At 40.9% G+C, this 24150-nt stretch carries 24 protein-coding genes; 20 read left to right on the top strand and 4 right to left on the bottom strand.

Going from position 1 to position 24150, the window contains the following annotated elements; all coding sequences use genetic code 11:
- From menB to prmA, 9 genes are all read left to right on the top strand, one after another.
- Positions 1 to 858, top strand: coding sequence for a 1,4-dihydroxy-2-naphthoyl-CoA synthase (gene menB, locus EDC16_RS05825; protein WP_132966348.1), 858 nt, complete (start codon positions 1 to 3; stop codon positions 856 to 858).
- A gap of 21 nt (positions 859 to 879) precedes the next feature.
- The gene (locus tag EDC16_RS05820; RefSeq protein ID WP_132966346.1) at positions 880 to 1902 is read left to right on the top strand and encodes a PDDEXK nuclease domain-containing protein; all 1023 of its coding nucleotides are present in this window, start codon (positions 880 to 882) and stop codon (positions 1900 to 1902) included.
- Between the two features lie 14 nt (positions 1903 to 1916).
- Positions 1917 to 2909: an o-succinylbenzoate synthase gene (menC, locus tag EDC16_RS05815; protein ID WP_132966344.1), complete on the top strand. Its 993-nt coding sequence runs from the start codon at positions 1917 to 1919 to the stop codon at positions 2907 to 2909.
- Positions 2910 to 3000: 91 nt separating this feature from the next.
- The gene (gene aroQ, locus EDC16_RS05810; protein WP_132966342.1) at positions 3001 to 3447 is read left to right on the top strand and encodes a type II 3-dehydroquinate dehydratase; all 447 of its coding nucleotides are present in this window, start codon (positions 3001 to 3003) and stop codon (positions 3445 to 3447) included.
- 171 nt (positions 3448 to 3618) lie between these two features.
- Positions 3619 to 4077, top strand: a complete 459-nt coding sequence (gene accB, locus EDC16_RS05805; RefSeq protein ID WP_132966340.1) for an acetyl-CoA carboxylase biotin carboxyl carrier protein — start codon at positions 3619 to 3621, stop codon at positions 4075 to 4077.
- A 92-nt stretch (positions 4078 to 4169) separates the two neighbouring features.
- Positions 4170 to 5516 (top strand): acetyl-CoA carboxylase biotin carboxylase subunit, encoded by a 1347-nt coding sequence (accC, locus tag EDC16_RS05800; protein ID WP_132966337.1) that lies wholly within the window; start codon positions 4170 to 4172, stop codon positions 5514 to 5516.
- A gap of 89 nt (positions 5517 to 5605) precedes the next feature.
- Complete coding sequence (locus EDC16_RS05795) at positions 5606 to 5872, top strand: YhdT family protein (protein ID WP_132966335.1); 267 nt, start codon at positions 5606 to 5608, stop codon at positions 5870 to 5872.
- The gene (gene panF, locus EDC16_RS05790) at positions 5869 to 7329 is read left to right on the top strand and encodes a sodium/pantothenate symporter (protein WP_132966333.1); all 1461 of its coding nucleotides are present in this window, start codon (positions 5869 to 5871) and stop codon (positions 7327 to 7329) included. Before EDC16_RS05795 ends, panF begins: the two co-directional genes overlap by 4 nt.
- Complete coding sequence (gene prmA / locus EDC16_RS05785) at positions 7310 to 8191, top strand: 50S ribosomal protein L11 methyltransferase (protein WP_132966331.1); 882 nt, start codon at positions 7310 to 7312, stop codon at positions 8189 to 8191. The genes panF and prmA overlap by 20 nt, the downstream gene beginning before the upstream one ends.
- Before the next feature lie 100 nt (positions 8192 to 8291).
- Here the strand turns inward: prmA and EDC16_RS05780 are convergent, their stop codons facing one another.
- Genes EDC16_RS05780 through yihU form a run of 3 tightly spaced genes read right to left on the bottom strand, consistent with a single transcriptional unit; the run spans position 8292 to position 12152 of the window.
- On the bottom strand, positions 8292 to 10307 hold the full coding sequence (locus tag EDC16_RS05780) for an alpha-glucosidase (RefSeq protein ID WP_132966329.1): 2016 nt from the start codon (positions 10305 to 10307) through the stop codon (positions 8292 to 8294).
- Between the two features lie 41 nt (positions 10308 to 10348).
- Complete coding sequence (locus tag EDC16_RS05775) at positions 10349 to 11230, bottom strand: aldolase (RefSeq protein ID WP_132966327.1); 882 nt, start codon at positions 11228 to 11230, stop codon at positions 10349 to 10351.
- A 37-nt stretch (positions 11231 to 11267) separates the two neighbouring features.
- The gene (yihU, locus tag EDC16_RS05770; RefSeq protein ID WP_132966324.1) at positions 11268 to 12152 is read right to left on the bottom strand and encodes a sulfolactaldehyde 3-reductase; all 885 of its coding nucleotides are present in this window, start codon (positions 12150 to 12152) and stop codon (positions 11268 to 11270) included.
- 145 nt (positions 12153 to 12297) lie between these two features.
- Between yihU and EDC16_RS05765 the strand changes: the two genes are divergently transcribed.
- From EDC16_RS05765 to EDC16_RS05715, 11 genes are all read left to right on the top strand, one after another.
- Entirely contained in the window at positions 12298 to 13200 is a 903-nt protein-coding gene (locus EDC16_RS05765; protein WP_132966322.1) for a sugar kinase, read from the top strand.
- A gap of 46 nt (positions 13201 to 13246) precedes the next feature.
- Positions 13247 to 14026: a DeoR/GlpR family DNA-binding transcription regulator gene (locus EDC16_RS05760; protein WP_132966320.1), complete on the top strand. Its 780-nt coding sequence runs from the start codon at positions 13247 to 13249 to the stop codon at positions 14024 to 14026.
- A 333-nt stretch (positions 14027 to 14359) separates the two neighbouring features.
- On the top strand, positions 14360 to 15601 hold the full coding sequence (locus tag EDC16_RS05755) for an AGE family epimerase/isomerase (protein WP_132966318.1): 1242 nt from the start codon (positions 14360 to 14362) through the stop codon (positions 15599 to 15601).
- A gap of 43 nt (positions 15602 to 15644) precedes the next feature.
- The gene (locus tag EDC16_RS05750) at positions 15645 to 16172 is read left to right on the top strand and encodes a TRAP transporter small permease (RefSeq protein ID WP_198362722.1); all 528 of its coding nucleotides are present in this window, start codon (positions 15645 to 15647) and stop codon (positions 16170 to 16172) included.
- 3 nt (positions 16173 to 16175) lie between these two features.
- The gene (locus EDC16_RS05745; protein WP_132966316.1) at positions 16176 to 17465 is read left to right on the top strand and encodes a TRAP transporter large permease; all 1290 of its coding nucleotides are present in this window, start codon (positions 16176 to 16178) and stop codon (positions 17463 to 17465) included.
- 35 nt (positions 17466 to 17500) lie between these two features.
- Positions 17501 to 18553, top strand: a complete 1053-nt coding sequence (locus tag EDC16_RS05740) for a TRAP transporter substrate-binding protein (protein WP_132966314.1) — start codon at positions 17501 to 17503, stop codon at positions 18551 to 18553.
- Positions 18554 to 18635: 82 nt separating this feature from the next.
- Positions 18636 to 19709 carry an aldose epimerase family protein gene (locus EDC16_RS05735; protein ID WP_132966312.1) on the top strand — a complete coding sequence of 358 codons (1074 nt, stop codon included), beginning with the start codon at positions 18636 to 18638 and terminating at the stop codon, positions 19707 to 19709.
- Between the two features lie 24 nt (positions 19710 to 19733).
- Positions 19734 to 20462: a sulfite exporter TauE/SafE family protein gene (locus EDC16_RS05730; protein WP_132966310.1), complete on the top strand. Its 729-nt coding sequence runs from the start codon at positions 19734 to 19736 to the stop codon at positions 20460 to 20462.
- A 162-nt stretch (positions 20463 to 20624) separates the two neighbouring features.
- Positions 20625 to 21590 (top strand): tRNA dihydrouridine synthase DusB, encoded by a 966-nt coding sequence (gene dusB / locus EDC16_RS05725; RefSeq protein ID WP_132966308.1) that lies wholly within the window; start codon positions 20625 to 20627, stop codon positions 21588 to 21590.
- A gap of 40 nt (positions 21591 to 21630) precedes the next feature.
- The gene (gene fis / locus EDC16_RS05720) at positions 21631 to 21927 is read left to right on the top strand and encodes a DNA-binding transcriptional regulator Fis (protein WP_034612369.1); all 297 of its coding nucleotides are present in this window, start codon (positions 21631 to 21633) and stop codon (positions 21925 to 21927) included.
- Positions 21928 to 22096: 169 nt separating this feature from the next.
- Positions 22097 to 22651, top strand: coding sequence for a DUF5358 domain-containing protein (locus EDC16_RS05715; protein ID WP_132966306.1), 555 nt, complete (start codon positions 22097 to 22099; stop codon positions 22649 to 22651).
- 98 nt (positions 22652 to 22749) lie between these two features.
- Here the strand turns inward: EDC16_RS05715 and EDC16_RS05710 are convergent, their stop codons facing one another.
- Complete coding sequence (locus EDC16_RS05710) at positions 22750 to 24147, bottom strand: glucose/sorbosone family PQQ-dependent dehydrogenase (protein WP_132966304.1); 1398 nt, start codon at positions 24145 to 24147, stop codon at positions 22750 to 22752.
- Positions 24148 to 24150 lie beyond the last annotated feature (3 nt).

The raw sequence follows: 24150 nt of genomic DNA, 5'->3' as shown, positions 1-24150 counted from the left end.
ATGTTATATCCAAGCGAAGCATTTTTATACGCCCCGGTCGAATGGCAGGATTGCAGCAACGGCTACAATGATATTTTATATCACAAATCTGCCGACGGTATCGCCAAAATCACCATCAACCGCCCGGAAGTACGCAATGCGTTCCGTCCGCAAACGGTGAAAGAGATGATTACCGCCTTTGCTGATGCCCGTTTTGATGAAAAAATCGGCGTGATCGTGCTGACCGGACAGGGCGAAAAAGCATTCTGCGCCGGTGGTGATCAGAAAGTGCGTGGCGACTACGGCGGTTATAAAGACGATAGCGGGGTACACCACTTAAATGTGCTCGATTTTCAACGCGATATCCGCAGCTGCCCGAAACCGGTGGTGGCGATGGTCGCCGGTTATGCCATCGGCGGTGGTCATGTGTTACATATGTTGTGTGATTTAACCATCGCTGCTGAAAACGCCATGTTTGGACAAACCGGACCGAAAGTCGGCTCGTTTGACGGCGGTTGGGGCGCATCGTACATGGCACGCATCGTCGGGCAGAAAAAAGCGCGCGAAATTTGGTTCTTATGCCGTCAATATAACGCACAAGAAGCGTTGGAGATGGGCTTGGTCAACACCGTTGTTCCTTATGCTGAATTAGAAAAAGAGACCGTGCGCTGGTGTCGCGAAATGTTACAAAACAGCCCGATTGCACTGCGCTGTTTAAAAGCAGCATTAAACGCCGACTGCGACGGACAAGCAGGATTGCAAGAGCTTGCCGGCAACGCCACCATGCTGTTCTACATGACCGAAGAGGGGCAAGAAGGGCGCAACGCCTTCAACCAAAAGCGCGAACCGGATTTCAGCAAGTTTAAGCGTAATCCGTAGTTTTCCTAAAAGGAATAATCTATGCCTATAATTGATTTAAGCGGTGATTACGCTGATTTATTACGTTCAGTGAAAGAACGAGTGCGTGATGCACAGTATAACGCATTGCGCGCTGCGAACTCTGCACTTGTTGAGCTGTATTGGGACTTAGGCAAGCTATTGGTTGAGCGCAAAGCTGATGAGGGGTGGGGAAAATCGATTGTTCAGAAATTAGCGATTGATTTAAAGAAAAGTTTTCCTGATGTTACAGGATTTTCATCTTCTAATTTATGGAGAATGAAGGCTTTCTTTGAGAAATACTCAGCCTATGAAAAACTCGTGCCACTGGTGCGAGAAATTAGTTGGAGCCACAATCTTATTATTCTTGAACGCTGTTCAGATATGCAAGAACGCGAGTTTTACCTCAAAATGAGTCGAAAATTTGGTTGGTCAAAAAAAGTATTGACCCACCAAATCGAAAATCAAAGCTATGAAAAAGCGTTGCTTGGACAAACTAATTTTGATAAAACGCTGCCTGAAACCGTTCGTAATCAGGCGAAATTAGCCGTTAAAGATGATTATCTTTTTGATTTTTTAGATTTGAGTGAGCTACACACTGAATCAGCTTTAGAACGAGCATTGATTGCTAAAGTAGAGGATTTTCTGCGTGCGATGGGTGGAATGTTTGCCTTTATGGGAAGCCAGTATCGTTTAGAAGTGGATGGACGAGATTTTTTTATTGATTTATTACTTTTTCATCGTAAATTACGCTGTTTGATTGCCATTGAACTCAAAATTGGAGAATTTAAACCCGAATATATTGGCAAAATGCAATTTTATTTAACCGCACTTGATAATATGATTCGTCAGCCGGATGAAAATCCATCTATTGGGATTATTCTTTGTAAGGAAAAAAGCCGGACTATTGTTGAATATACGCTACACGATGCGAAAAAACCTATTGGTGTCGCAACTTATCAAATTACCCGAACTCTTCCTTCTGATTTAAAAGGGCAACTACCGCCACCAGAAGAAATTGTCGCATTATTGGAAGATATTCATTAAAGGAAGGAGTTGTCATGACCACTCGCAGTTATCAGCTTTATCGTTATTCAATCCCGGTCGATTCGCAGGTGGTGTTGCGTAACCGCTTTTTAAAACGGCGTGAAGGGCTGTTGGTGCAGGTGAAGTGCGGTCAGCACGAAGGCTGGGGCGAGATTGCGCCGTTGCCGGAATTTAGTGTTGAAACGTTGGAACAAGCACAGGCGCAGACCGCACTTTGGTTGCAACAGTGGGATGAAACACGCAGTCGTAATCAAAAATTAGCGCTAGACGGGCTGCATCCCTCAGTGCAATTTGGCTTGAGTTGTGCTTTGGCAGAGATGAAAGGCTTGCTCGGCGAAGAAGGGAATTATCAAGCAGCGCCGCTGTGTTATGGTGACCCTGATGAATTGTATCAACAACTTGATCAAATGCCGGGCGAGAAAGTGGCGAAAGTCAAAGTCGGTCTGTACGAAGCCAATCGTGACGGTTTGATTGCCGATATGTTGCTGGAAGCAGTGCCGGATCTCAAATTACGCCTTGATGCTAACCGCTCTTGGACACCGGCAAAAGCCCAGCAATTTGCTAAATACGTCAAACCGGAACATCGTGCCAGAATTCAATTTCTGGAAGAACCGTGCAAAACCCGTGATGAAAGCCGCCAATTTGCGGTGGAAACTGGGATTGCGATTGCGTGGGACGAATCGGTGCGCGAGGCGGATTTTGTCGTGCAGGCGGAACCGCACTTGGCGGCAATTGTGATTAAACCGACTTTAGTCGGCTCGTTGCAACGCTGTGTCGACCTGATTCAACAGGCACAGCAACAAGGGATCATGGCGGTGATCAGCTCGTCGATTGAATCCAGTTTCGGTTTAACCCAGCTGGCTCGCATAGCGCAGCAATATACACCTGATGTGATTCCGGGCTTGGATACTTTGGATTTGATGGATTTTCAACTGATCCGCCGTTGGCAAGGTTCACATTTGCCGGTTGTAGAATTGGAGAGCGAATGGGTGAGCAAAGTTTTATAATTATCGCTGATATTCCCAAATCGAGTAGAATGTTGGTATAATCCTAAAATAGTCACGTGACGAAATTATTTATTTAAACGGAATAAAGAGCATGGCGCAAAAAATTCTTGTTTTAAACGGCCCAAATCTGAATATGTTGGGCAAACGTGAGCCGCAGCATTACGGCAGTTTAAGTCTGGCGGACATTGAACGGCAATTGCAACAACAGGCAACCGCACTTGGGCTGGAATTGGATTGCTTTCAAAGCAACAGCGAAGAAAAATTGATTGATAAAATTCATCAAGCTTTTGAACAGATTGATTTTATTTTGATTAACCCCGCGGCATTTACCCATACCAGCGTGGCACTGCGTGATGCGTTGTTGGCGGTGAATATTCCGTTTGTCGAAATTCACCTGTCGAATGTGCATGCGCGTGAGCCGTTTCGCCATCACTCTTATCTGAGTGACAAGGCGGTTGGGGTTGTTTGCGGTTTAGGCGCAAAAGGCTATCAATTCGGACTGGAGTTTGCTTGGGATTATTTAAGCAAAAAACAGTGATTTTCGACAAAATTGCGCTAAAAGTGCAGATTTATATCGCAAATACGCGAAAATTCAGGTAATCTTTGCGTTTAATATAACCTGAATAAAATGATCGAAGTTTACCCTTTGTCGCAAAATTGACGGTAAAGCGATCAGTGTGATTTACATTTCAATCAGCGGAATCAAAACATGGATATTCGTAAAATTAAAAAATTAATTGAGTTGGTCGAAGAGTCGGGCATTATGGAAATTGAAATTTCCGAAGGCGAAGAGTCGGTGCGTATCAGTCGTGGCACTCCGGCACCGGCAGCTGTGCAATACACGTTGCCTGCGGCAGCGCCTGTCGCTGCTCCGGCACCAACCGCTGCACCGGCAGCTGTAGCCGTCGCCGCTCCGGTGGCGACCGAAATTGCAGGGCATGCCGTGCGTTCGCCAATGGTTGGTACTTTCTACCGCAGTCCTAGCCCGGAAGCCGCCGCTTTCGTTGAGGTTGGTAGCGTGGTGAAAGTCGGCGATGCGTTGTGTATCGTTGAAGCGATGAAAATGATGAACCGCATCGAAGCGGACAAAGCCGGGGTGGTGAAAGCCATTTTGGTTAATGACGGCGAAGCGGTTGAATTTGATCAATCCCTGATCATCATTGAGTAATCTGCCTATCAGCAATCGCTTTTGACCGCACTTTGGTTCAAAAGCAAAGAATTCTCAATATAAAGAACTTTCAACATTAAGCGGATAATCGTATGTTAGAAAAAGTTGTTATTGCCAACCGCGGCGAAATCGCACTGCGTATTTTGCGCGCTTGTAAAGAGTTAGGCATTAAAACCGTCGCCGTCCATTCTACGGCAGATCGGGATCTAAAACACGTCCTGTTGGCAGATGAACGTATTTGTATCGGACCGGCGCCCTCAAGTAAAAGTTATCTGAATATTCCGGCACTGATTGCCTCGGCAGAAGTCAGCGGTGCCGACGCTATTCATCCGGGCTACGGTTTCTTGTCGGAAAATGCAGATTTTGCCGAGCAGGTGGAGCGTTCCGGCTTTATTTTTATCGGTCCCACTGCGGACGTGATTCGCTTAATGGGCGACAAAGTCTCGGCGATCAATGCGATGAAAGCCGCTGGCGTACCTTGTGTGCCGGGTTCTGACGGTCCGGTCGGCAATGATGCCAAGAAGAATAAAGAGATTGCCGAACGTATCGGTTATCCTGTGATTATTAAAGCCTCCGGTGGTGGTGGTGGCCGCGGTATGCGCGTGGTGCGTTCAGCTGCTGAATTGGAAGAATCGATTGCGATGACCAAATCTGAAGCAAAAGCCGCGTTTAATAATGATGTCGTATACATGGAAAAATACTTGGAAAATCCACGCCATGTGGAAATTCAAGTGTTGGCAGACACTCATGGCAATGCGGTTTACCTAGCGGAACGTGATTGCTCAATGCAACGTCGCCACCAAAAAGTGGTAGAAGAGGCGCCAGCACCGGGTATCAGCGAAGAGCTGCGTCGTGACATCGGCAGCCGTTGCGCCAAAGCCTGTGTTGAAATCGGTTATCGAGGTGCCGGTACTTTTGAATTCTTATATGAAAACGGGGAGTTCTATTTTATCGAAATGAACACCCGTATTCAGGTGGAGCATCCGGTAACTGAGATGATTACCGGCATTGACTTGGTCAAAGAGCAGCTGCGCATTGCCTCCGGCTTGCCACTATCTTTCAGCCAAGATGATGTGAAAGTCAAAGGGCATGCGATTGAATGCCGTATTAATGCTGAAGATCCGCGCAATTTCCTGCCGTCACCGGGCAAAGTAACCCGTTTACACACACCGGGCGGTTTTGGTATTCGGTGGGATTCCCATATTTATGATGGTTACACCGTGCCACCGCACTATGATTCAATGATTGCCAAGTTGATCAGCTACGGCGAGAACCGTGCCGAAGCGATTAGCCGAATGCGTAATGCGTTATCGGAAGTGATTATCGAAGGGCTAAAAACCAATATTCCTATTCACGAATTGATTATGGACGACCCAAATTTCCAACAAGGTGGCACAAATATTCATTACCTTGAGAAAAAACTCGGTATGCATGATTAATCCGATGTAGAAATCAGTAATAAAATGAAGTGGAATCAAATGGTTCCACTTTTTTCTTTCATGCTGTTCTTTTTGTATGAGGTATTCATATGAAGTTGCAAGAAAAGTATCAACAAGCCAGTAAAGAAGCACGTTGGGCATTGGGTTTAACTATCTTATATGTGATCGGCTGGTGTTTGTGTGCCTATTTGCCGAGTGGCACAACCGGACCAATTGGTTTTCCACTCTGGTTTGAGCTCGCCTGTATCTACCTGCCGGTTTTATTTATTGTGGTTGCCTATTGGGTGCTGCGCATTGTCTATCAGGATTTTGATTTGGATAACCACAGCGACAGCGAGCAGGAGACAAAACCATGAATTTAGGCATCCTATTTCCGTTGGTGATCTATCTGGCGTTCGTGTTTGGCGCAGCAATCTATGCTTACGTTAAACGCTCGAAAGGGGATTTTTTAACTGAGTATTATGTCGGTAACCGCTCGATGACCGGCTTTGTATTGGCGATGACCACCGCCTCAACCTATGCCAGTGCCAGTTCGTTTATCGGAGGGCCGGGTGCAGCGTACAAATTCGGTTTGGGCTGGGTGTTGCTGGCTATGATTCAAGTACCGGCAGTCTGGTTGGCGCTGGGGGCACTGGGCAAAAAATTTGCGCTGCTATCAAGAGAGAGCAAGGCGCTGACGATTAATGATCTGCTGTTGCACCGTTACAAAAATAAATATCTGGTGTGGATCGCTTGTCTGGCGCTGTTAATCGCCTTTTTTGCAGCGATGACCGTGCAGTTTATAGGCGGCGCGCGCTTGCTGGAAACCACCATCGGCATCAGTTACACCCAATCCTTGCTGATTTTTGCACTAACGGTCGGGATTTACACCTTTATCGGTGGTTTTCGTGCCGTAGTATTGACCGATACCATTCAGGGTACGGTAATGATTTTGGGTACTTTTATTTTACTGTTTGCGGTGATTTATGCTGCCGGCGGCGTAGAAAGTGCGGTTGCCGCCTTGGCTGCCACCGATCCACAGCTGGTCAGTCCATATGGTCCAAATGAGATGCTGGATTTCCAGTTTATGGCGTCATTTTGGATTTTGGTTTGCTTTGGTGTGGTCGGGCTGCCGCATACGGCGGTGCGCTGCATGGCGTTTAAAGACAGCAAAGCATTACATGGCGGCATGTTGATCGGGACTATCGTGTTGACGATTGTTATGCTCGGCATGCACCTTTCCGGAGCGCTAGGTCGAGTGATTTTGCCGGATTTGACAATTCCGGATCAAGTCATCCCAAGCCTCATGTTGCAAGTTTTGCCGCCAATTGTTGCGGGGATCTTTCTGGCAGCGCCAATGTCAGCGATTATGTCGACCATTGATGCGCAATTGATCCAATCTTCGGCGATTTTCGTTAAAGATATTTATTTATCAGCGAAACCGGAAATGGCGAATAATCAGAAAAAAATCGGGCTTTTCTCATCAATGGCAACCCTGATTTTGACCGCACTTTTGATTTTAGCGGCACTCAATCCGCCGGATATGATTATTTGGTTGAATTTATTTGCGTTTGGTGGCTTAGAAGCGGCATTTTTATGGGTGATCGTGCTGGGTTTATATTGGGATAAAGCCAATGCTTACGGTGCGATCGCCTCAATGACAGTCGGGTTGGGCAGCTATGTGTTGCTGACCGTTCTTTCACTCAAATTATTGAGTTTCCATGCTATCGTGCCATCACTGGTGTTCGGCTTAATCGCCTTCTTGGTTGCCAATAAACTCGGTGAAAAACAGTATCAAAAAAGAGGAAAAACAGATGCCTTGGGTACAAATTAGAATCAACAGTAACGATAAACAAGCGGAGAAAATCAGTGAAACACTGGAGGCGCTGGGCTCAGTGTCGGTCACCTTTGTTGACAGTCAAGACACACCGGTGTTTGAGCCGTTGCCGGGCGAAACTCGTTTGTGGGGTAATACGGATGTGATAGCGCTGTTTGATGCAGAAACCGATATGCAGCAAATTGTTGCGGAATTGACTGCGCAGCGGATCTTAACCCCCGCAGTCAGTTATAAAATTGAGCAGATTGAAGACAAAGACTGGGAGCGGGAGTGGATGGATAATTTTCATCCGATGCGCTTTGGCGAGCGGTTGTGGATTTGCCCGAGCTGGCGCCCGGTACCGGACGAAAGTGCGGTCAATGTGATGCTCGATCCGGGTCTTGCCTTTGGCACAGGCACCCACCCGACCACCGCACTTTGCCTGAAATGGCTGGACAGCTTGGATTTGAACGGCAAAACCGTCATCGACTTTGGTTGCGGTTCTGGCATTCTGGCAATTGCCGCCTTGAAGTTAGGGGCGAAACAAGCAATCGGTATCGACATCGATCCGCAAGCTATCCTTGCCAGCCGTGATAATGCCGAACGCAACGGCGTAGCCGAGCGCTTACAGTTATTTCTCGCCAAAGATCAACCGCAAGACCTACAAGCCGATGTGGTGGTGGCGAATATCCTTGCCGGTCCGTTGAAAGAGCTGGCTGAACCGATCATCGCATTATTAAAACCGAACGCAGATCTAGGGCTATCCGGCATTCTCGCCAACCAAGCACAAGCCGTATGCGAAGCCTATCAAAACCAAGTGCGGTTAGAACCCGTAGCGGAACAGGAAGAGTGGTGTCGGATTACTGGGAATAAATACTAAAATGTATTTGTTGGATATAGCAGGCAAACATATCACTATTTTGCCTGCTATATTATGTAATTACTCTGTGCTAAAAATGCTGAGAAATAATGAGTAAATGCTATTCAATGTTTACAATATCATCAAAGAGTGTTGCCCATTTGCTATCTTTTCTATAAAAGAGCGGTGGTTGTCCTATTAAGGCGGGAACAAGAAGATATTGTCCGCCGCGGATTTCTTTTTTATCCCATACATAGACCCAAGTTTCACCTGCTGGTAAATATACTTTCCATTCGTGTACAGCTTGTTTGTGAACAGGGGCAACAAGTAATTCTGAACCATAAAGATATTGATCCTGAATATCGTAAGTATTCAAGTCGTTTTCAAAGTGCAAGAATAGCGCCCTTTGTATTGGATAGCCTTTGGTGTGGGCTTCATTTGAGAAATGCTTCAAATATGGTGTTAAATGTTTATAGATTTTAACCATTTTAGCCAAATGAGCCATGGTAGCTATATCATGATCAAACTGAAAATTCTCATCGGGCCGATTGCATTCATGCGTTCTCATCATTGGTGTGAATGCTGCCATATCTACCCAGCGTTCAAATACTTCTTTTGTTCGTCGATTTCCGAAAAGGCTGGTATACCCACCTATATCACTATGGTGATATGCATTGCCTAGGATTCCCGATGAAAGTGCGCCGCAAATAACGGTATTAAGCCCATCATGGCGGGAGAAATCTACACATTGATCTCCAGCCCAGAGCATAGGACAGTATTTTTGCGTATTGGTAAAGCCGGCTCTCATGAAATACATCACTTCGCCGGTTAACCCTCTTTCAGCTACGGCTTCCGCATTAACGCTTGCCCAAAGAGGCGGCCAAGCATTATGCATTATTGTTGAGCTAACACCGTTGGCTAAAAATAAATCCTCAGTTGGCAAGTATTCGCCAAAGTCAGCCATCCATCCAGATACGCCGAGATCTAGCATATTTTTTTGAATAATCTCTTTTTTAAACCACTCTCTCGTTTCTTTATTGGTAAAATCTAATACTCCACAGTTAAATTCTCCAAAATCAACTAAAGCAACTTCACCTTTACTATTAAGAGCAAATAATGATTTTTCTTTTGCAATAGGGAATAACTCCCCGTCTTCACATAAATATGGACTAACATAAGCAAGAAAACGAATATTTTTTTCTTTAAGTGTTTGAATTCGATTATCTAAGTTGGGATAACGGTTTTTACTCCATTTCCAATCCCAAAAAAGCCTTTTACCAAAAGAAGTTTCTCGTATTCCTGCCCAATCCTCACACCATAATCCAGCGACGGGAATTCCAGATTCAACAGCATTTTCCAATCTGGAAAAGGAATTTTCCTCGCCACCTTTTAACCCAAGAATAACGCCATTGTAAATCCATTCAGGCAATTCAGGCTGTCTGCCAAAGCGGAGACTCAGCTTTTCTACGAGTTCTAAAAAAGTCGGAGCAGTAAAAAACTCGATTGATTCAGGAATTTCCCACACTTGTAATTCATAATATGTTTGATTCCTAAAATCAAAATCAGCGTAAGCACTACTGTTAATATGACAGGCGTAATGTTCGGAGGAAACAAAAGTTGGCTGCGGGTAGTTAGTATTATAATAATCTCCTCCAGCCTTATTATATTTATCCGATAAAAAAGTGAGCTCTGTTGACTTATCTCTACCGACACCTGGTTCAGAAGTCCATAATGGAAAGTGGCGTCCCCGCAGGTTGAAATAAGACATCTGTTCACCACAACCCCAAACTTTTTCAGATTCGGATGAGCTAAGTTTAATCCAGAAACGGTTTAGGGTGGGATTTTCACTTTTAATGGTTAATATTGATTTACCATCCTCTAATGAAGAATACATGAGAATTAATAGCGGAGGTGTATTATTTTGATATGAAAGTTGGATTTGATTGTTATCAAATTGACAATGAGTCAAAGGAATTTTTTCCATTAAAATATCTTGTATATCGAAATTTCCTCGATAAGCTGATATTTTTTCTTGCCCCATCCCGACAAAAAATGCAGGGTTATCACTGGTATGATTCAGTAATATCCGATCATCTTGAATGATTTGAAATCCGTTTTCGATGTATTTTAGCTTCATAAACTACCTCATTTATCTGATTAAATTAAGAGTTTAATGAATTATCTTGATGCCATAATTTCATCAACAAGAGTGCCTAGATATTGCATTCTAGGAGCCGAAATATCACGTAACATGAGTTCAGTATCAGGTAAGCCTATAGTTGAAGCCCAAATTGCACGTCCGGCAAGAAAACCAGAGGCACCAGCTTGCATCGCCATTCGGACTGCTCGGCAGAATAGATTTTCATGAATGCCTGAGGATAAAATAACCCAAGGAATATTAATATTATCGTTTAACTTTTTAGCTGCATCTAGCAGTGTTTTTGATTCACCTTTACCAAATAGCGGCATTTCTCCTTTGTACAAATCGGAACCGAGATCGCCTAGCTCTTTTGCAGCATTTAAGATACATTGTTCACGATCAAATTTATCACCAAGTCTAGGAGGTCTTACGACGGGCTCAATAATGCTAAGTAGTCCAGCAGAGTGACATTTTTGATTAAACTCTTTTACCATTTCGATCCGTTGTTGTGCATCTTCATCTTGACGCCACAGGATAAGAAGCTTTAATGCTTTCCCCCCGTTTTGTTTTACTTCTTGAGCATCAATATTTGGATCAATACATACATTATCAACAGGAATACCGTTTCCGGGAATGAATAAATCTCCTGCAACAATTAATGCTGAATTATCAGAAATAGCTTTTTGCTTAACGATCTCTGAGTAACAAAATTGATTATCTACTAATACGGCAGAAGCATATGGCGAGATGATTTTGGCTGCGTTGACTTTAAAATCAGTTAATATATTATCCGCAATAGGCTGCTTCATGCCTGAGTCTGCGAACATATTTCTCATCGCTTCTCGTTGATCAACGGCTAGCATTGCAAAACCGCCAGAAGGTCTAGCAATATCTTTCAAAGTATAAGAATCATTAGTCATTTTAGAATCTCCTATATTATACGGTTATAGTAATTTGTTATTTTTTTAAGCCTGAATTAATTCGAGCTTGCTCCAGTATCGCTGTCCAGTCTTGCTTGCCTCTGCCCATGGCTCTTGCTTGGTTATAGATTTCTAGGGCTGCAGCGCCCATAGATAGCGGAACGTGCAATTGATTAGCGACATCAGTAGCTATTCCTAAGTCTTTATGCGCGAGTTCTATCATGAAAGCGGGAGTTAAATCATTTTGTAATACTTTATTAGCCCAGGTTGTTGTGAAGTGACTCTTAATTGCAGGGGTTCCTTTCATCACTTCTATTGCGATGTCCAAGGGAAGCTCTAATGCTTCGCAAAGTGTTGCCGCTTCGGCAGATAAGGCATTGAGTGAAATACTCATAAAATTATTAATTAATTTAACTCTGATTCCTTTTCCTGGACCTCCGGCATTTATTATTTCTGACCCCATACAGAGCAGTATCGGTGAGGAGCGCTCAATTTGCGATGGCGTTCCTCCGGCTAAAATTAGTAGTGTTCCTGCGATTGCATTATCTGAGGTTCGCCCAACAGGTGCGTCCATAAACTCAATATTGTATTCTGCCAATCGATTACGTAAGCTGTCGCTTTCTAGCGGATGGATAGTTGACATGTCAATTATTAAGCTGTTTTTATCCATAGAATGGATAATTCCATCTTTCCCAAAGATCACGTTCTCAACTAACTTTCCGTTAGGCAACATAGTAATAATAAATTCACACCCTTTTACAGCCTCTTTGGGGGAAATTGAACTGTGTGCACCGAGAGATTGTACTTCGGATATTGCTGTTTTATTAATATCGTAGACGTTTAGCGAATGCCCTTTTTTAATGAGATTGGAAGCCATTGGTTTGCCCATTTGACCAAGACCTATAAATGCTATATTAGACATTTTAACTCCTTTGTGTTCGATTATTTTCGTTTGTTATCATATTTGTAATTTTTAGTTAAGTAAAGTGACCGAGATCACTTTTTTTAAAATTATAATTCAGTACAATTTGACTAAAATTTGGTATAAACCTGTGAGGGAAAAAATAATGATAAAATTGGCATGCGTCGGTATAGCGGTACAGGATAGAATTTATTATTTAGATAAATTGCCTGCTATAGGAGGGGGAAAATTTGTTGCGCATAGTTACAAAGAGGTCGGCGGAGGGCCTGCTGCCACAGCTGCAGTTACGATAGCAAAACTAGGTGCCAAAGTAGATTTTATTGGTCGCTTAGGAGATGACAACATAGGTAGTGCAATTATTTCAGAATTAAATAGCTATCAGGTCGATACCAGTAAAATTAAAGTGTATGAAGCTGCCAAATCATCTCAATCGGCTATTTTTGTTGATAATAATGGCGAAAGAGTGATTGTTAATTACCCAAGTCCAGATCTTTTAAATTGTACGGATTGGTTGGAAGAGATTGATTTTACTCAATATGATTTGGTTCTATGTGATGTCAGATGGCATGAAGGTGCAGAGTATTGCTTGCGAAAAGTGAAAAACTTAGGAATACCGACAGTGCTTGATGCCGATATAACTCCGCAGAGTATAGTATCTTTAGTCAAATTAGCAGAGCATGCAGTATTCTCTGCATCTGGTCTAGAAAAAATGACAAATGAGAAAGATATGAACCGTGCTTTGACAATGGCAAAGAAAATTTGTGCAGGTACAGTATATGTGACGAAAGGTAGTGAGGGGTGTGATTGGATTAAAGACAATTCACAAACTAGCTTTAAAGGGTTCAAGGTAGAAGTCGTCGATACGACGGGAGCTGGGGATGTATTTCATGGTGCGTTTGCTTTTGCAATTGCTAATAATTATTCTATAGATAAAGCAATTATATTTGCCAATGCGGTAGCTGCATTAAAATGTACTGCTGAAGGAGGGCGTGATGGTATTCCTGATTTGCAGCAAGTTGAAAAATTTATGCTGTGTATGAATAGATAGGCTATAATTAAAGTATGATTTAAATGCTATAAACTAAGGAAATATTTTGAACCATACTGCAATAACTGGAAATCCAAGACATGATAAGCTAATTTCTTTGGTGATGGATAATGGTTATATTAGTAATGAAGAGTTAGCTAATATTCTAGATGTTACGACTCAAACTATCCGTAGAGATATTAGAGTGTTAAGTCAGATGAAATTGATCTCTCGGCATCATGGCGGGGCGGGACGAGTCTCGAGTATAGATAATACCGATTTTTCTATACGAGAAACCTCACACATAGAAGAAAAAAAGTCTATTGCAAACAAGATCGCGGAGTACATTCCTGATGGTTCTACTCTATTTATCACTATCGGTACAACAGTTGAATGTATAGCAAAAGCGCTGGAAGTAAGAAAAAATCTGAGAATTATTACAAATAGCTTACGAGTGGCAAATGTATTATACCAAAATGAAAACTTTGAAGTTATCACGGTTGGAGGAATTTTGCGGGCACATAATAGTGGAATAATTGGTCCTAATGTTGTTTCTTCAATTAATAGTTTTCGAGCCGATTACTTGATTACCAGCTTAGGTGCTGTAGCTGAAGATGGAACTCTTTTAGATTTTGATATCAACGAAGTTGCTGTTGTGAAATCAATGTTGGAGAATTCTAAAAAGCTGATTTTAGCTTTGGATCACTCTAAATTTCATACTTCCGCAGCTGTTGAAGTTGGGCACTTGAATCAAGTCGATTTACTTTTTACGGATAAAAAACCACCTGCGTACATTATGGATCTCTTAAAAATGAATAAGGTCGAGGTATTTTTAACTAATAAATAAATTGATTTTATCTCAGCTATCTTACGCTTAATCTTAATCTTGTTTCATATCTTGTGTAGAGACTAATCCGGATCTATCAATAATTTTTTGCAATAAAAAATTACTATCTTCTATTGTAATAATATCCTCTGATTTTTCATAAAAATGTTTTATATCAATAAGATATTCTCCTTTAAAGGTGAAGTATCATCCTTTGTTAATATTTAGACACAAAAAACTTGATATTCCTCACAAAACTTGTTTTTTTGTGTTGTTTTTATTTTCGTTTTTGTCATTATTTATTCGTATATAGTCGCTAATCATAGATTTTATCTTAACAAAGGAAAATATTGTATGAAATGGATCAACACCAAAACGCATAACTCTTGGTTAGAAACAGAAGTAGATCGAATTTTTGAATTTGGAAGAAGAGCGGTTGTGCCGACAGGATTTGGTTGGCTAGGAAATAGTGGAAACATTCGAGAAGAAATGGGAACACAGTTGTGGATTACTGCGAGAATGTTGCATGTTTATTCTTTATCCGCATTAATGGGTCGACCTGGAGCTTATGATCTTGTTGAGCACGGGATCCGTGCTTTAGAGGGGCCTTTGAAGGATAAAGCCCATGGAGGATGGTATGCGATAGTTAATGATTCAGGAGTAATAGATCCCTCTAAACAAGGATATCAACACTGTTTTGTATTATTGGGAGCAGCAAGTGCGGTAATGACGGGGCATCCTAGAGCAAAAGATTTGTTAAATGATGCGATCGGAATTATAGAGAAATATTTTTGGAATGAAGAAGAGCAAATGTGTCTTGAATCATGGGATGAGCAATTTACCAAGACAGAAGAATATCGAGGTGGTAATGCAAATATGCATGCCGTGGAAGCATTTCTGATTGTATATGATGTCACTAAAGATAAGAAATGGTTAGATAGAGCTCTCCGTATTACATCAGTGATTATTCACCATTTTGCCAAAAATAATAACTATCGCGTCAATGAACATTTTGATCCAAGTTGGCAACCGATAGTTGATTACAACAAAGAACAACCGGCAAGTCATTTCCGAGCTTATGGTGGTACACCTGGACATTGGATTGAGTGGGGGCGTTTAATGCTACACCTCCGTGCTACATTAATTTCTATTGGAGCAGAAACACCAGAATGGTTGCTTGAAGATGCAAAAAATTTATTTGCAGCGGGGATTAGAGATGCTTGGTTTGTAGATGGTGAGCCTGGCTTTGTTTATTCGGTTGATTGGGATGGCAAACCGGTTGTTAGAGAGAGAATTCGTTGGGTTATTGTTGAAGCACTAGGTACTGCCTATGCACTATATACGGTCACTAATGATAGCCAATATGAAGAATACTACCAACGCTTTTGGGATTATTGCCGGACATATTTGATGGATTATGAAGGATGTTCTTGGTGGCAAGAGTTAGATGCAAATAATAAAGTATCCAGCAAAGTATGGGATGGTAAACAGGATATTTATCATTTAATGCATTGTTTAATTATTCCAAGATTACCATTGACTCCAGGCTTAGCACCAGCTTTGGCGCAGGGATTACTTGATTGTTATATAAAATAATATATTCGTTTAATTTTATCATTCAAATGTAGAGGGATTCATAATGATTTTAAAAAATATCGAATTTTTTCTATCAAAAATTAATGAGCCAATAGGAAAAATTGGCAAGCAGTTAGGTGGATTATTGCTAATAATTATGACAATAATCGTACTTATTCAAGTGGTTTCTAGATATATCTTCAACGATCCTATTAGCTGGAGTGATGAATTATCATGTTATTTGATGATATACATGACGTACTTATGTATGCCTTTTATTTATCTAAAGGATAAAAATATTGCGATGACATTTCTGCTGGAAAAAGCACAAGGAAATAGATTTTTTCATGTTTTAATGATGTTGATACATATTTTTGCATTAGTGACAATATTAATTTGGATCTACTTCGGATGGAATTTCTTTTTAAGAGGGAATGTGATGGCAAATAGCTTACCTTTTAAAATGTATTATATTTATATTATGCCGCCAGTGCTATTTTCAATAACGCTATTATCTGTTTTTCAAAAAATTATTAGTGAGCTTAATAACTTTATCAGTTTCGAAAAAATTGATGAGAACAAGGGAGTGTAATATATGGTTTCGCCAATTTTTGTTGTTTATTTTCTTATTCTTCTATTGGTTGGAGTACCTGTTTTATTTGCATTAGGATTATCTCCTGCAATAGCCCTATTTCAGGATGATAAAGTTCTATTTATCAATATGCTTTATCAGAGACTTTATTCAGGATTAGATAGCTTCTTATTATTAGCTTTGCCATTTTTTATGCTCGCCGGTGAGTTTATGGTGAGTGGAGGAATAACGACTCGAATTATCACATTTTCCCAAACAATGGTGCGACATATGCGTGGTGGTTTAGGGCATGTCGTTATTTTGGCCTCAACACTTTTTGGAGCATTAACAGGATCTGCGGTCGCCGCTACATCAGCTATTGGTAATATGCTAATACCGGAGATGGTCCGCTATAAATATGATCGTACTTATGCGGCAGCTCTGACAGCAGCTGCTACCGTTTTAGGAACAATTATTCCGCCAAGTGGGATAATGTTAATATATGCATTTGTAATGAATACTTCTGTCGCAGCTATGTTTATGGGAGGTGTTGTTCCTGGAATTATCCTATGTATAGGTTTAATGCTTGTAAACCGGCTTCAAATGAAGAAATATCCCGAAGTTGAGCAATTTGAGCGAGCAACGAGAACAGAACGTGTAGCTGGCTTAAAATTGGCAATCTTACCATTATTTACTCCAATTATTATATTAGGAGGAATTTATGGCGGGATTTTTACACCGACAGAAGCTGCAGCAGTAGCCGTATTCTATGCACTAATCCTCTCTGTATGGATAATGAAAAACCTAAAACTTAAGGAAGTTTTTCCAATGGTTGCAAGAGTGGGAGTTAATGCGGCTGCAATACTTATTATAGTTGCTGCTGCAAGTGGCTTCGCTTCTGCAGTGAGCCTATCTGGTGTCGCTAAAGAAATAACTTCTTTTTTATATTCAATAACTGACAATAAATACATGCTTATCTTTATCATTAATATTTTCTTATTTATTGTTGGAATGTTTCTTGATGCTGGCCCGGCTATATTAATTTTTGCCCCAATCTTAGCCCCAATTATGACTAATGTCGGTATTGATCCTGTCCATTTCGGTGTGGTAATGGTTTCTAATTTATCAATTGGACTTGCCACTCCGCCTATGGGATTAGTTCTATTTGTGGCTTCTGGAGTATCAGGTGTTCCCTTGCAAAAAATTTCAAAAGCAATATTACCTTTCTTATTTGTAGAGTTCTTTATTATATTTCTTATTTCATTTTTCCCTGCATTAGTGATTGGCTTACCTAAACTATTAGGGTTAATGTAGTGTTTTAATCTAAACTTTATACAAAGGAGTTTCTCATGAAATTGAAAAAAATTGTAGCAAATTCTCTATTAATGTTATCTGTATCAGTCATAGCTCAAGCAGCGAATTATAAAATTACAGTACCAATTGTAACTAATCCTGATAGTTATAACTATCAGTCACTACTAGTATTTAAAAATATAGCAGAATCTCACTCTAATGGTGAAATTACGGTGGATATTTATCCAAGTGGCCAATTATGTGGCAATGCAAAAGAATGTCTTGCCGGAGTGCAATCAGGAATGTTTGATTATTTCCAAACCACTGTTCCAGAACTAGCTTATTATTGGAAACCTATGGAAGGTTTTGATCTGCCGTATTTGTTACCGAATGATAGGGTTGCTGAATGCGTATATGATGATAAAGATTTTATGCGTGATGTTAGAGAAAATGTTTTAAAACAAACTAATGGCCTAAGATTAATGATGATTTCAAACTCTGGAGGATGGCGAAATATTGCGACTACTAAGAAAGAAGTTCATAGTCCGGAAGATGTAAAAGGATTGAAATTAAGAACCGTGCCCGCAGCGATTCAACAAAAGTTAGTAACCGCGTTAGGAGGATCCCCAACTCCAATTGCATGGCCTGAAGTTTATACGGCATTATCTACAGGAATGGTTGATGGAACTAAAAATGGCATTGTAGATATTGTTCAAATGAAATTTCATGAAAGTTTAAAATATATTATTTTAGATGGTCATGCGTATATGGGCGGGGCGTGGATTATGAATAATGATAAGTTTAATTCAATGCCGGATAATCTGAAAAAAGTCATTGTTGATGCAGTTTCTGCACAAAATCAATATTTAAGAGCCTATCCAAAATGGAAAGAGTATGATGCTTATGAGGAGTTTAAAAAGACTGGCGGGAAAATCTATAATCCAACCGATAAAGAAAAAGAAGCATTCAAAACAATGTCTGCATCTGTGACAGATAATTATATTAAAGAAAGTAATGAAGAAAGTAAGAAGTGGTTAGAACGGTTTGAAAATGTAGTTAAGGCTTGTGAAATCAGAATTGCTGAAGACGATAAATCTGCTTTGCAATAAAATAATATACTAATCAAGTTGGGGACGGCGTAATTTATAATATACAGCCATTCCCAATTTTATTTATTTTGAGGGAGATTGTATGGAAGCCTTGGTTAATAATTTTGGTGTATTAAATGGGAAAACGGTTGATTTAATCACATTAATTAATAATGACGGGATGAGTATTAGTGTTACTAATTATGGATGTATTCTTACTGCAATTAGAGTAAAGGATCTGAATGGAAATATTGATAATGTCGTTTTAAGTTATGATTCATTTGATAAATATTATGAAGGTCATCCATTTTTTGGCGCCGTGGTTGGTCGCTTTGCAAATCGCATAAGAAATGGTGAATTTAAATTAAAGGGGAAAGATTACAAGCTAGAACAAAATGAAGCAATTACAGGTAATCATATTCATGGTGGTATTAGGGGATTTGATAAATATATTTGGAAGTATGATATTGAAAAAAATTTTGAATCTATAATGATTCATTTTCATAGGCTGTCAGTTGATGGAGAATCGGGTTATCCTGGTAATTTAGATGTGATTCACACGATAGGATTAGATGAAAGTAATCAAGTACACTTTTATTTTCGAGCAACAACAGATAGTACAACTATTTTAAATTTAACAAACCATAGTTACTATAATTTATCAGGACTTGGAAATGGAAATATTCTTGGTCATAAATTAAAAGTGTATAGTGATTTTTATCTTCCAACAGATGATAAATTACTTCCAACAGGAGAGATCTTAAAGGTAGAGAGTACCGGATTTGATTTTAGAAATATGGTGAAAATTGAAGAAAATATGCAGAAGAATAACGGTTGTAGCATAGATAATACTTTTATCTTAAAAGGGGATCTTCAATATGACAATTTTAAAAAAGGGATTGTGCTTTATGATCCTAATAGTGGCCGTAACATGGAAGTCATTACAACACAACCAGGTATTCAAATATACAATGGTTCGAAGCTATCGAATAAAATATGGATTGGGCCGAGTGGTCTTAAATACGAATCTTTTATGGGAATTTGCTTTGAAACTCAACATTTTCCAGATAGCCCAAATCATACGCACTTTCCATCAACTTGCCTATGTCCAGATCAGATTTATGAGGAAAAAACTATTCATAAATTTAGCACTGTGATTCCTAGTGAGCGAAACTGATTAATACAAACGGAAAGGTATAATATGGAATTTATTATTATCTCTATGATTATAGCGCTTGGAGGCTTTGTGCAAGGGCTGACCGGATTTGGACTGGCTCTTGTTTCAGTTCCATTGCTTTCACTGTTTATCGATGTGAAGTTGGCAATACCAATAGCGGGTATTTTTGGTTGGTTTGTAACTTTCCCTATAGTATATAAAATGCGGCATTATGTTAATTGGAAAATAGGGTTGATTTTATTTGTTGGTTCTTTACCTGGTTCATATCTTGGAGCGGATCTTTTAAAACATTTGCCCACAGATATAATTTTGATTACCATGGGAATCATTTTAATTTTATCAGGGTTGTATTCTTTTAGATCAAAAAATACATTGTTTAAGTCTGTTTCAAAGCCAATTTCTCTTGGTGTAGGTTTCTTTTCAGGAGCATTAGGCGCAAGTGTAGGTGAACCTGGCCCACCTGTTATTGCATATACATCAATGCTGCCATGGTCAAATCATGAGACAAAATCTACGTTAGTTTTTTTCTTCATGTTACAAATGATAGGAGCTATAACTGGGTTTTGGTTGAAAGAATTATTGACAAGTGATGTTTTATGGCATGTAGGAAAGGCTATTCCTGCATTTCTATTGGGGACATTCTTAGGAATGTTTTCTTATAACTTACTCAATAGATACCAGTTGAATTATCATAAAATCATCTATACTTTCTTGATTTTTATAGGATTCGTTTTGATTATAAAAAATTTTTGAGTGACTTATTGTAATCAATCATTAACCAGATCAAAAAAATGCAAAAAAACGCATTTTGGATAAAAAATGTACTTCCCTAATTGATAAAAAGTGCGTATTATAGCCCCCCTTATTCGATGATGGTTCTGTTTTGATTCTGCTTTTTGTTGTGGTGAACAGTATATGCGTATTGGACAATTTCAATTAAAAAATCGCGTATTGCTGGCGCCGATGGCGGGGATAACCGATCAGCCGTTTAGACGACTTTGTGCCCGCTATCACGTTGGTATGAGTTATTCTGAAATGATGTCGGCGAATCGGGACGTATGGCATACCGAAAAATCGCGACTTCGAGTGGCACACCATGCGGAGATCGGGATTAATGCGGTGCAAATCGCCGGTAGTGATCCGCTGGAAATGGCACAAGCAGCAGCATTGAATGTAGAATATGGCGCAAAGTTGATTGATATCAACATGGGTTGCCCTGCTAAGAAGGTTAACCGCAAAATGGCAGGTTCGGCATTGATGCAACATCCTGGCTTGGTGGAAAAAATTCTGCGTGAAGTGACGGCAGCGGTCGAAGTGCCGGTGACGTTGAAGATCAGAACCGGATGGGATAAAGCACACCGAAATTGTGTTGAAATTGCCAAAATAGCGGAGCAATCCGGTATTCAGGCGTTGACTGTTCATGGTAGAACTCGCAGCTGCTTGTATCAGGGAGAGGCGGAGTATGACAACATTTGTCAGGTGAAACAGCAAATTTCAATTCCGGTGATTGCCAACGGTGATATCACCAGCGCAGAAAAAGCACGGTATGTTTTAGACTATACCGGTGCAGATGCGGTGATGATTGGGCGAGGCGCACTCGGTCAGCCGTGGTTGTTTCGACAAATTGAGGCTTTCCTGCAATCAGGTACGCTGATTGCCGAGCCGAGTTTGGCGGAAAAGTGTCAAGTGGCGCTCGAACATATTCACAATTTGCACGCTTTTTATGGCGAGCAGAAAGGATATCGGGTCGCTCGGAAACATATAAGTTGGTATTTGGATAACATCAAACCAGATTCTGCTTTTAAACGTACTTTCAATACCATTGCTGATCCTAAGCAGCAGTTGTATGTCTTGGAAGAGTTTCTTGACTCAATCCAATAGTGGATTGGGGTGATTTTTTAGTTAAATGGAACATATTAAAATGTTAGAACAACGTAGCAATTCAGATGCATTAACAGTTTCAACTTTAAATGCACAATCTCAAATTACAAATAAACCATTAAGAGATTCGGTCAAACAAGCGTTGAAAAATTATTTAGCTCAATTAAACGGGCAAGATGTCAATGATCTTTATGAGTTGGTTTTGTCGGAAGTTGAACACCCGATGCTGGATATGGTGATGCAATACACGCGTGGCAATCAAACCCGTGCTGCCAATATGTTGGGTATCAATCGCGGTACATTACGCAAAAAACTGAAAAAATACGGTATGGGCTGATTTTAGTCTCCTAGAATCAAATAATAACAGCAGTCGTCAGAGTAATTTGGCGGCTGCTTTGTTTTATTCTGCCGCTGCAATTTCGGATGTCAAACCGGGAATTGCTTTCTAAAAAGTGCGGTTGTTGTTAAAATTCCGCTGAATATTAAAAAGGTGATCAAGGTTGAGTATGTTGAAAAAATTGGTGTTGCCGGCAATAGCTTTGTCGGTTGCCGCTTGTAGTTTGGATAAACCAGAAGCAGCATTTCCTGCCGAATTTGCCAATGCAGATTATGTCTTGTCGGATGCAGATGCAAAAGGTTGGGTTATGAGTAGCCATCAAGCCGAACAATGCATCTATCCTAATTTAACGCGGATTCAGCAGGCACATTTCTCGCAAGAGGATGCGTATATCCATTCGCAATATGTTTTCTTCTACCCTTTGGAAAAGATTATTGGTGCCGATTATTTGAAAATGATCCAAGAAGATGAAAAATCGATGGGCTATGCACAATATCAATATAAAAAATTTAAACAGTTAAGCACGGAACCATTGCCAAAAGCCCAGTGCGAGCTTTTGAGAGCTAACGCACGAGACGACTTGTCGGTGGTGAAAGGGCAGTATAAGAGTGGTATGGTAGAAGAGAGCAAAACTGACGGCAAGCAAAACGGTGATGCGGTTGCCACCGGTGATAATAAATTCTTCTTCGACATCATTAAATGGGGCGCAGCGCTGGTGCTGTAGCCGTTAGTTGTGTGGATTAAAAAAAGATTGGGGTTGATGATGAATCACCCCAATCTTTGTTTTAAATAGCTACCTTTAATTGGTTCTTAAGTCAGAAACTATTTGGCTTCAAACACCAAAATGGCACCTTTGTTGGCCACTTTCATCACCGGTTGAATATCTTTACCCATCAAGATGCCGGCATCATCGGTAGCAATGTAGATTTTGCGGGTGTCCGGCGAAACCAATACCATACGATAACGGTTATCGGTGCGGAAGTGGGTGATCGATTCGCCCTGCACTTGCTTCCCATCCGCACTCAGCGGCAACTGGTAAAGCGTGCCGGTTTTTACCCCGGTTACCAGTAGTGAATTTTGTAAGCTCTTGATTTTACCGTCTTTCGGGTAGTAAGCGATACTGGTGGTCGCTACCGTCGGCCAGCAGATATAACCGATTTCACATTTTTCATCGTTGAAGTTGTAACCCTGCGGCACGGTGTAAAACGTTTTTTGTGGGAATTTCAGATTGTTGGCTTGGAACTCGCTTTCCTTAAATTCAGGCACAACCGCCCCATTCGGCACGCCGATATATTCCGGCAATTCAGCACAGTTAGGTGCAGCGGAGAAATTGGCGTAGCTGTAAGCCATATCGTCTTGATAACCTGCAATGTGTGGCCAACCGTAGTTACCGGCAGCTTCGACGATATTGATCTCATCATCGACCGCAGGGCCTTGATCGGTGTTGTATAAGGTGTCGCCAACATAAACTAAACCTTGCGGATTACGGAAACCGTAGGCATAAATATGGCTTTTCACGCCGTTGATTTCGGGATTGTCACTCGGGATTGAGCCATCCAGATTGAAACGGATCACCTTGCCGCGATATTTGCCGAAATCATTGGCGGCGACGTCGGCAGCTGTTGGGATTTTTTGCGATTGAATCTCTTTACACATATTGGCGTATTGGTTGTAACCGTTATCGCCCAAACTCAGCAATAATTTGCCACTTTTGTCAAACAACAAACGTCCGCCGTTGTGATCATTGCCTGCCGGGGTTTTGTCCAACACAATTTGTTCATCGCCTAGCATATCTTTTTTGGCATCGTAGCTTAAACGTACCACGCGTCCGAAATCGGATTTATCTTTGCTGCTGTCGCTGTAGGTGTAATACACATATACATAATCTTCGCCTGTACCTTTAGCAAAATTCGGGTGCAGTTCCATGCCTAACACGCCTTGGTGTACCGGTTCAGCGAAGGCTTTATCGAAGGTGTACAACACCTTGCTTGCGCCGGTGGTTGGGTTGATGGCAACAATCTCTTTGCCTTGGCGCGTGGTCGCCCAAATGTCGCCATTTGCGCCCCATTTCATTTCCCAGACATTGTTTAAACCATCGATTAACACGCTGGCTTTGATTTCATCCTGTTGCATTGCAACGGTCGGATTGTCTGCTTTTGCGATTGCAGCGCCGCTGATTAACGTGGTTAAAAGTGCGGTTGCCAACAGAGATTTTTGCATAAC

It is taken from the genome of Testudinibacter aquarius, from assembly GCF_004342725.1.
Taxonomy (GTDB): domain Bacteria; phylum Pseudomonadota; class Gammaproteobacteria; order Enterobacterales; family Pasteurellaceae; genus Chelonobacter; species Chelonobacter aquarius.
The sequence above is the reverse complement of the archived record's forward strand: the minus strand, read 5'-3'. Positions and strand labels throughout refer to the sequence as shown.

Bases quoted from the DNA above. Each gene is read 5' to 3' on its own strand.
- menB (WP_132966348.1), top strand. From the start codon at position 1: ATGTTATATCCAAGCGAAGCATTTTTATACGCCCCGGTCGAATGGCAG.
- EDC16_RS05820 (WP_132966346.1), top strand. From the start codon at position 880: ATGCCTATAATTGATTTAAGCGGTGATTACGCTGATTTATTACGTTCA.
- menC (WP_132966344.1), top strand. From the start codon at position 1,917: ATGACCACTCGCAGTTATCAGCTTTATCGTTATTCAATCCCGGTCGAT.
- aroQ (WP_132966342.1), top strand. From the start codon at position 3,001: ATGGCGCAAAAAATTCTTGTTTTAAACGGCCCAAATCTGAATATGTTG.
- accB (WP_132966340.1), top strand. From the start codon at position 3,619: ATGGATATTCGTAAAATTAAAAAATTAATTGAGTTGGTCGAAGAGTCG.
- accC (WP_132966337.1), top strand. From the start codon at position 4,170: ATGTTAGAAAAAGTTGTTATTGCCAACCGCGGCGAAATCGCACTGCGT.
- EDC16_RS05795 (WP_132966335.1), top strand. From the start codon at position 5,606: ATGAAGTTGCAAGAAAAGTATCAACAAGCCAGTAAAGAAGCACGTTGG.
- panF (WP_132966333.1), top strand. From the start codon at position 5,869: ATGAATTTAGGCATCCTATTTCCGTTGGTGATCTATCTGGCGTTCGTG.
- prmA (WP_132966331.1), top strand. From the start codon at position 7,310: ATGCCTTGGGTACAAATTAGAATCAACAGTAACGATAAACAAGCGGAG.
- EDC16_RS05780 (WP_132966329.1), bottom strand. From the start codon at position 10,307: ATGAAGCTAAAATACATCGAAAACGGATTTCAAATCATTCAAGATGAT.
- EDC16_RS05775 (WP_132966327.1), bottom strand. From the start codon at position 11,230: ATGACTAATGATTCTTATACTTTGAAAGATATTGCTAGACCTTCTGGC.
- yihU (WP_132966324.1), bottom strand. From the start codon at position 12,152: ATGTCTAATATAGCATTTATAGGTCTTGGTCAAATGGGCAAACCAATG.
- EDC16_RS05765 (WP_132966322.1), top strand. From the start codon at position 12,298: ATGATAAAATTGGCATGCGTCGGTATAGCGGTACAGGATAGAATTTAT.
- EDC16_RS05755 (WP_132966318.1), top strand. From the start codon at position 14,360: ATGAAATGGATCAACACCAAAACGCATAACTCTTGGTTAGAAACAGAA.
- EDC16_RS05750 (WP_198362722.1), top strand. From the start codon at position 15,645: ATGATTTTAAAAAATATCGAATTTTTTCTATCAAAAATTAATGAGCCA.
- EDC16_RS05745 (WP_132966316.1), top strand. From the start codon at position 16,176: ATGGTTTCGCCAATTTTTGTTGTTTATTTTCTTATTCTTCTATTGGTT.
- EDC16_RS05740 (WP_132966314.1), top strand. From the start codon at position 17,501: ATGAAATTGAAAAAAATTGTAGCAAATTCTCTATTAATGTTATCTGTA.
- EDC16_RS05735 (WP_132966312.1), top strand. From the start codon at position 18,636: ATGGAAGCCTTGGTTAATAATTTTGGTGTATTAAATGGGAAAACGGTT.
- EDC16_RS05730 (WP_132966310.1), top strand. From the start codon at position 19,734: ATGGAATTTATTATTATCTCTATGATTATAGCGCTTGGAGGCTTTGTG.
- dusB (WP_132966308.1), top strand. From the start codon at position 20,625: ATGCGTATTGGACAATTTCAATTAAAAAATCGCGTATTGCTGGCGCCG.
- fis (WP_034612369.1), top strand. From the start codon at position 21,631: ATGTTAGAACAACGTAGCAATTCAGATGCATTAACAGTTTCAACTTTA.
- EDC16_RS05715 (WP_132966306.1), top strand. From the start codon at position 22,097: ATGTTGAAAAAATTGGTGTTGCCGGCAATAGCTTTGTCGGTTGCCGCT.
- EDC16_RS05710 (WP_132966304.1), bottom strand. From the start codon at position 24,147: ATGCAAAAATCTCTGTTGGCAACCGCACTTTTAACCACGTTAATCAGC.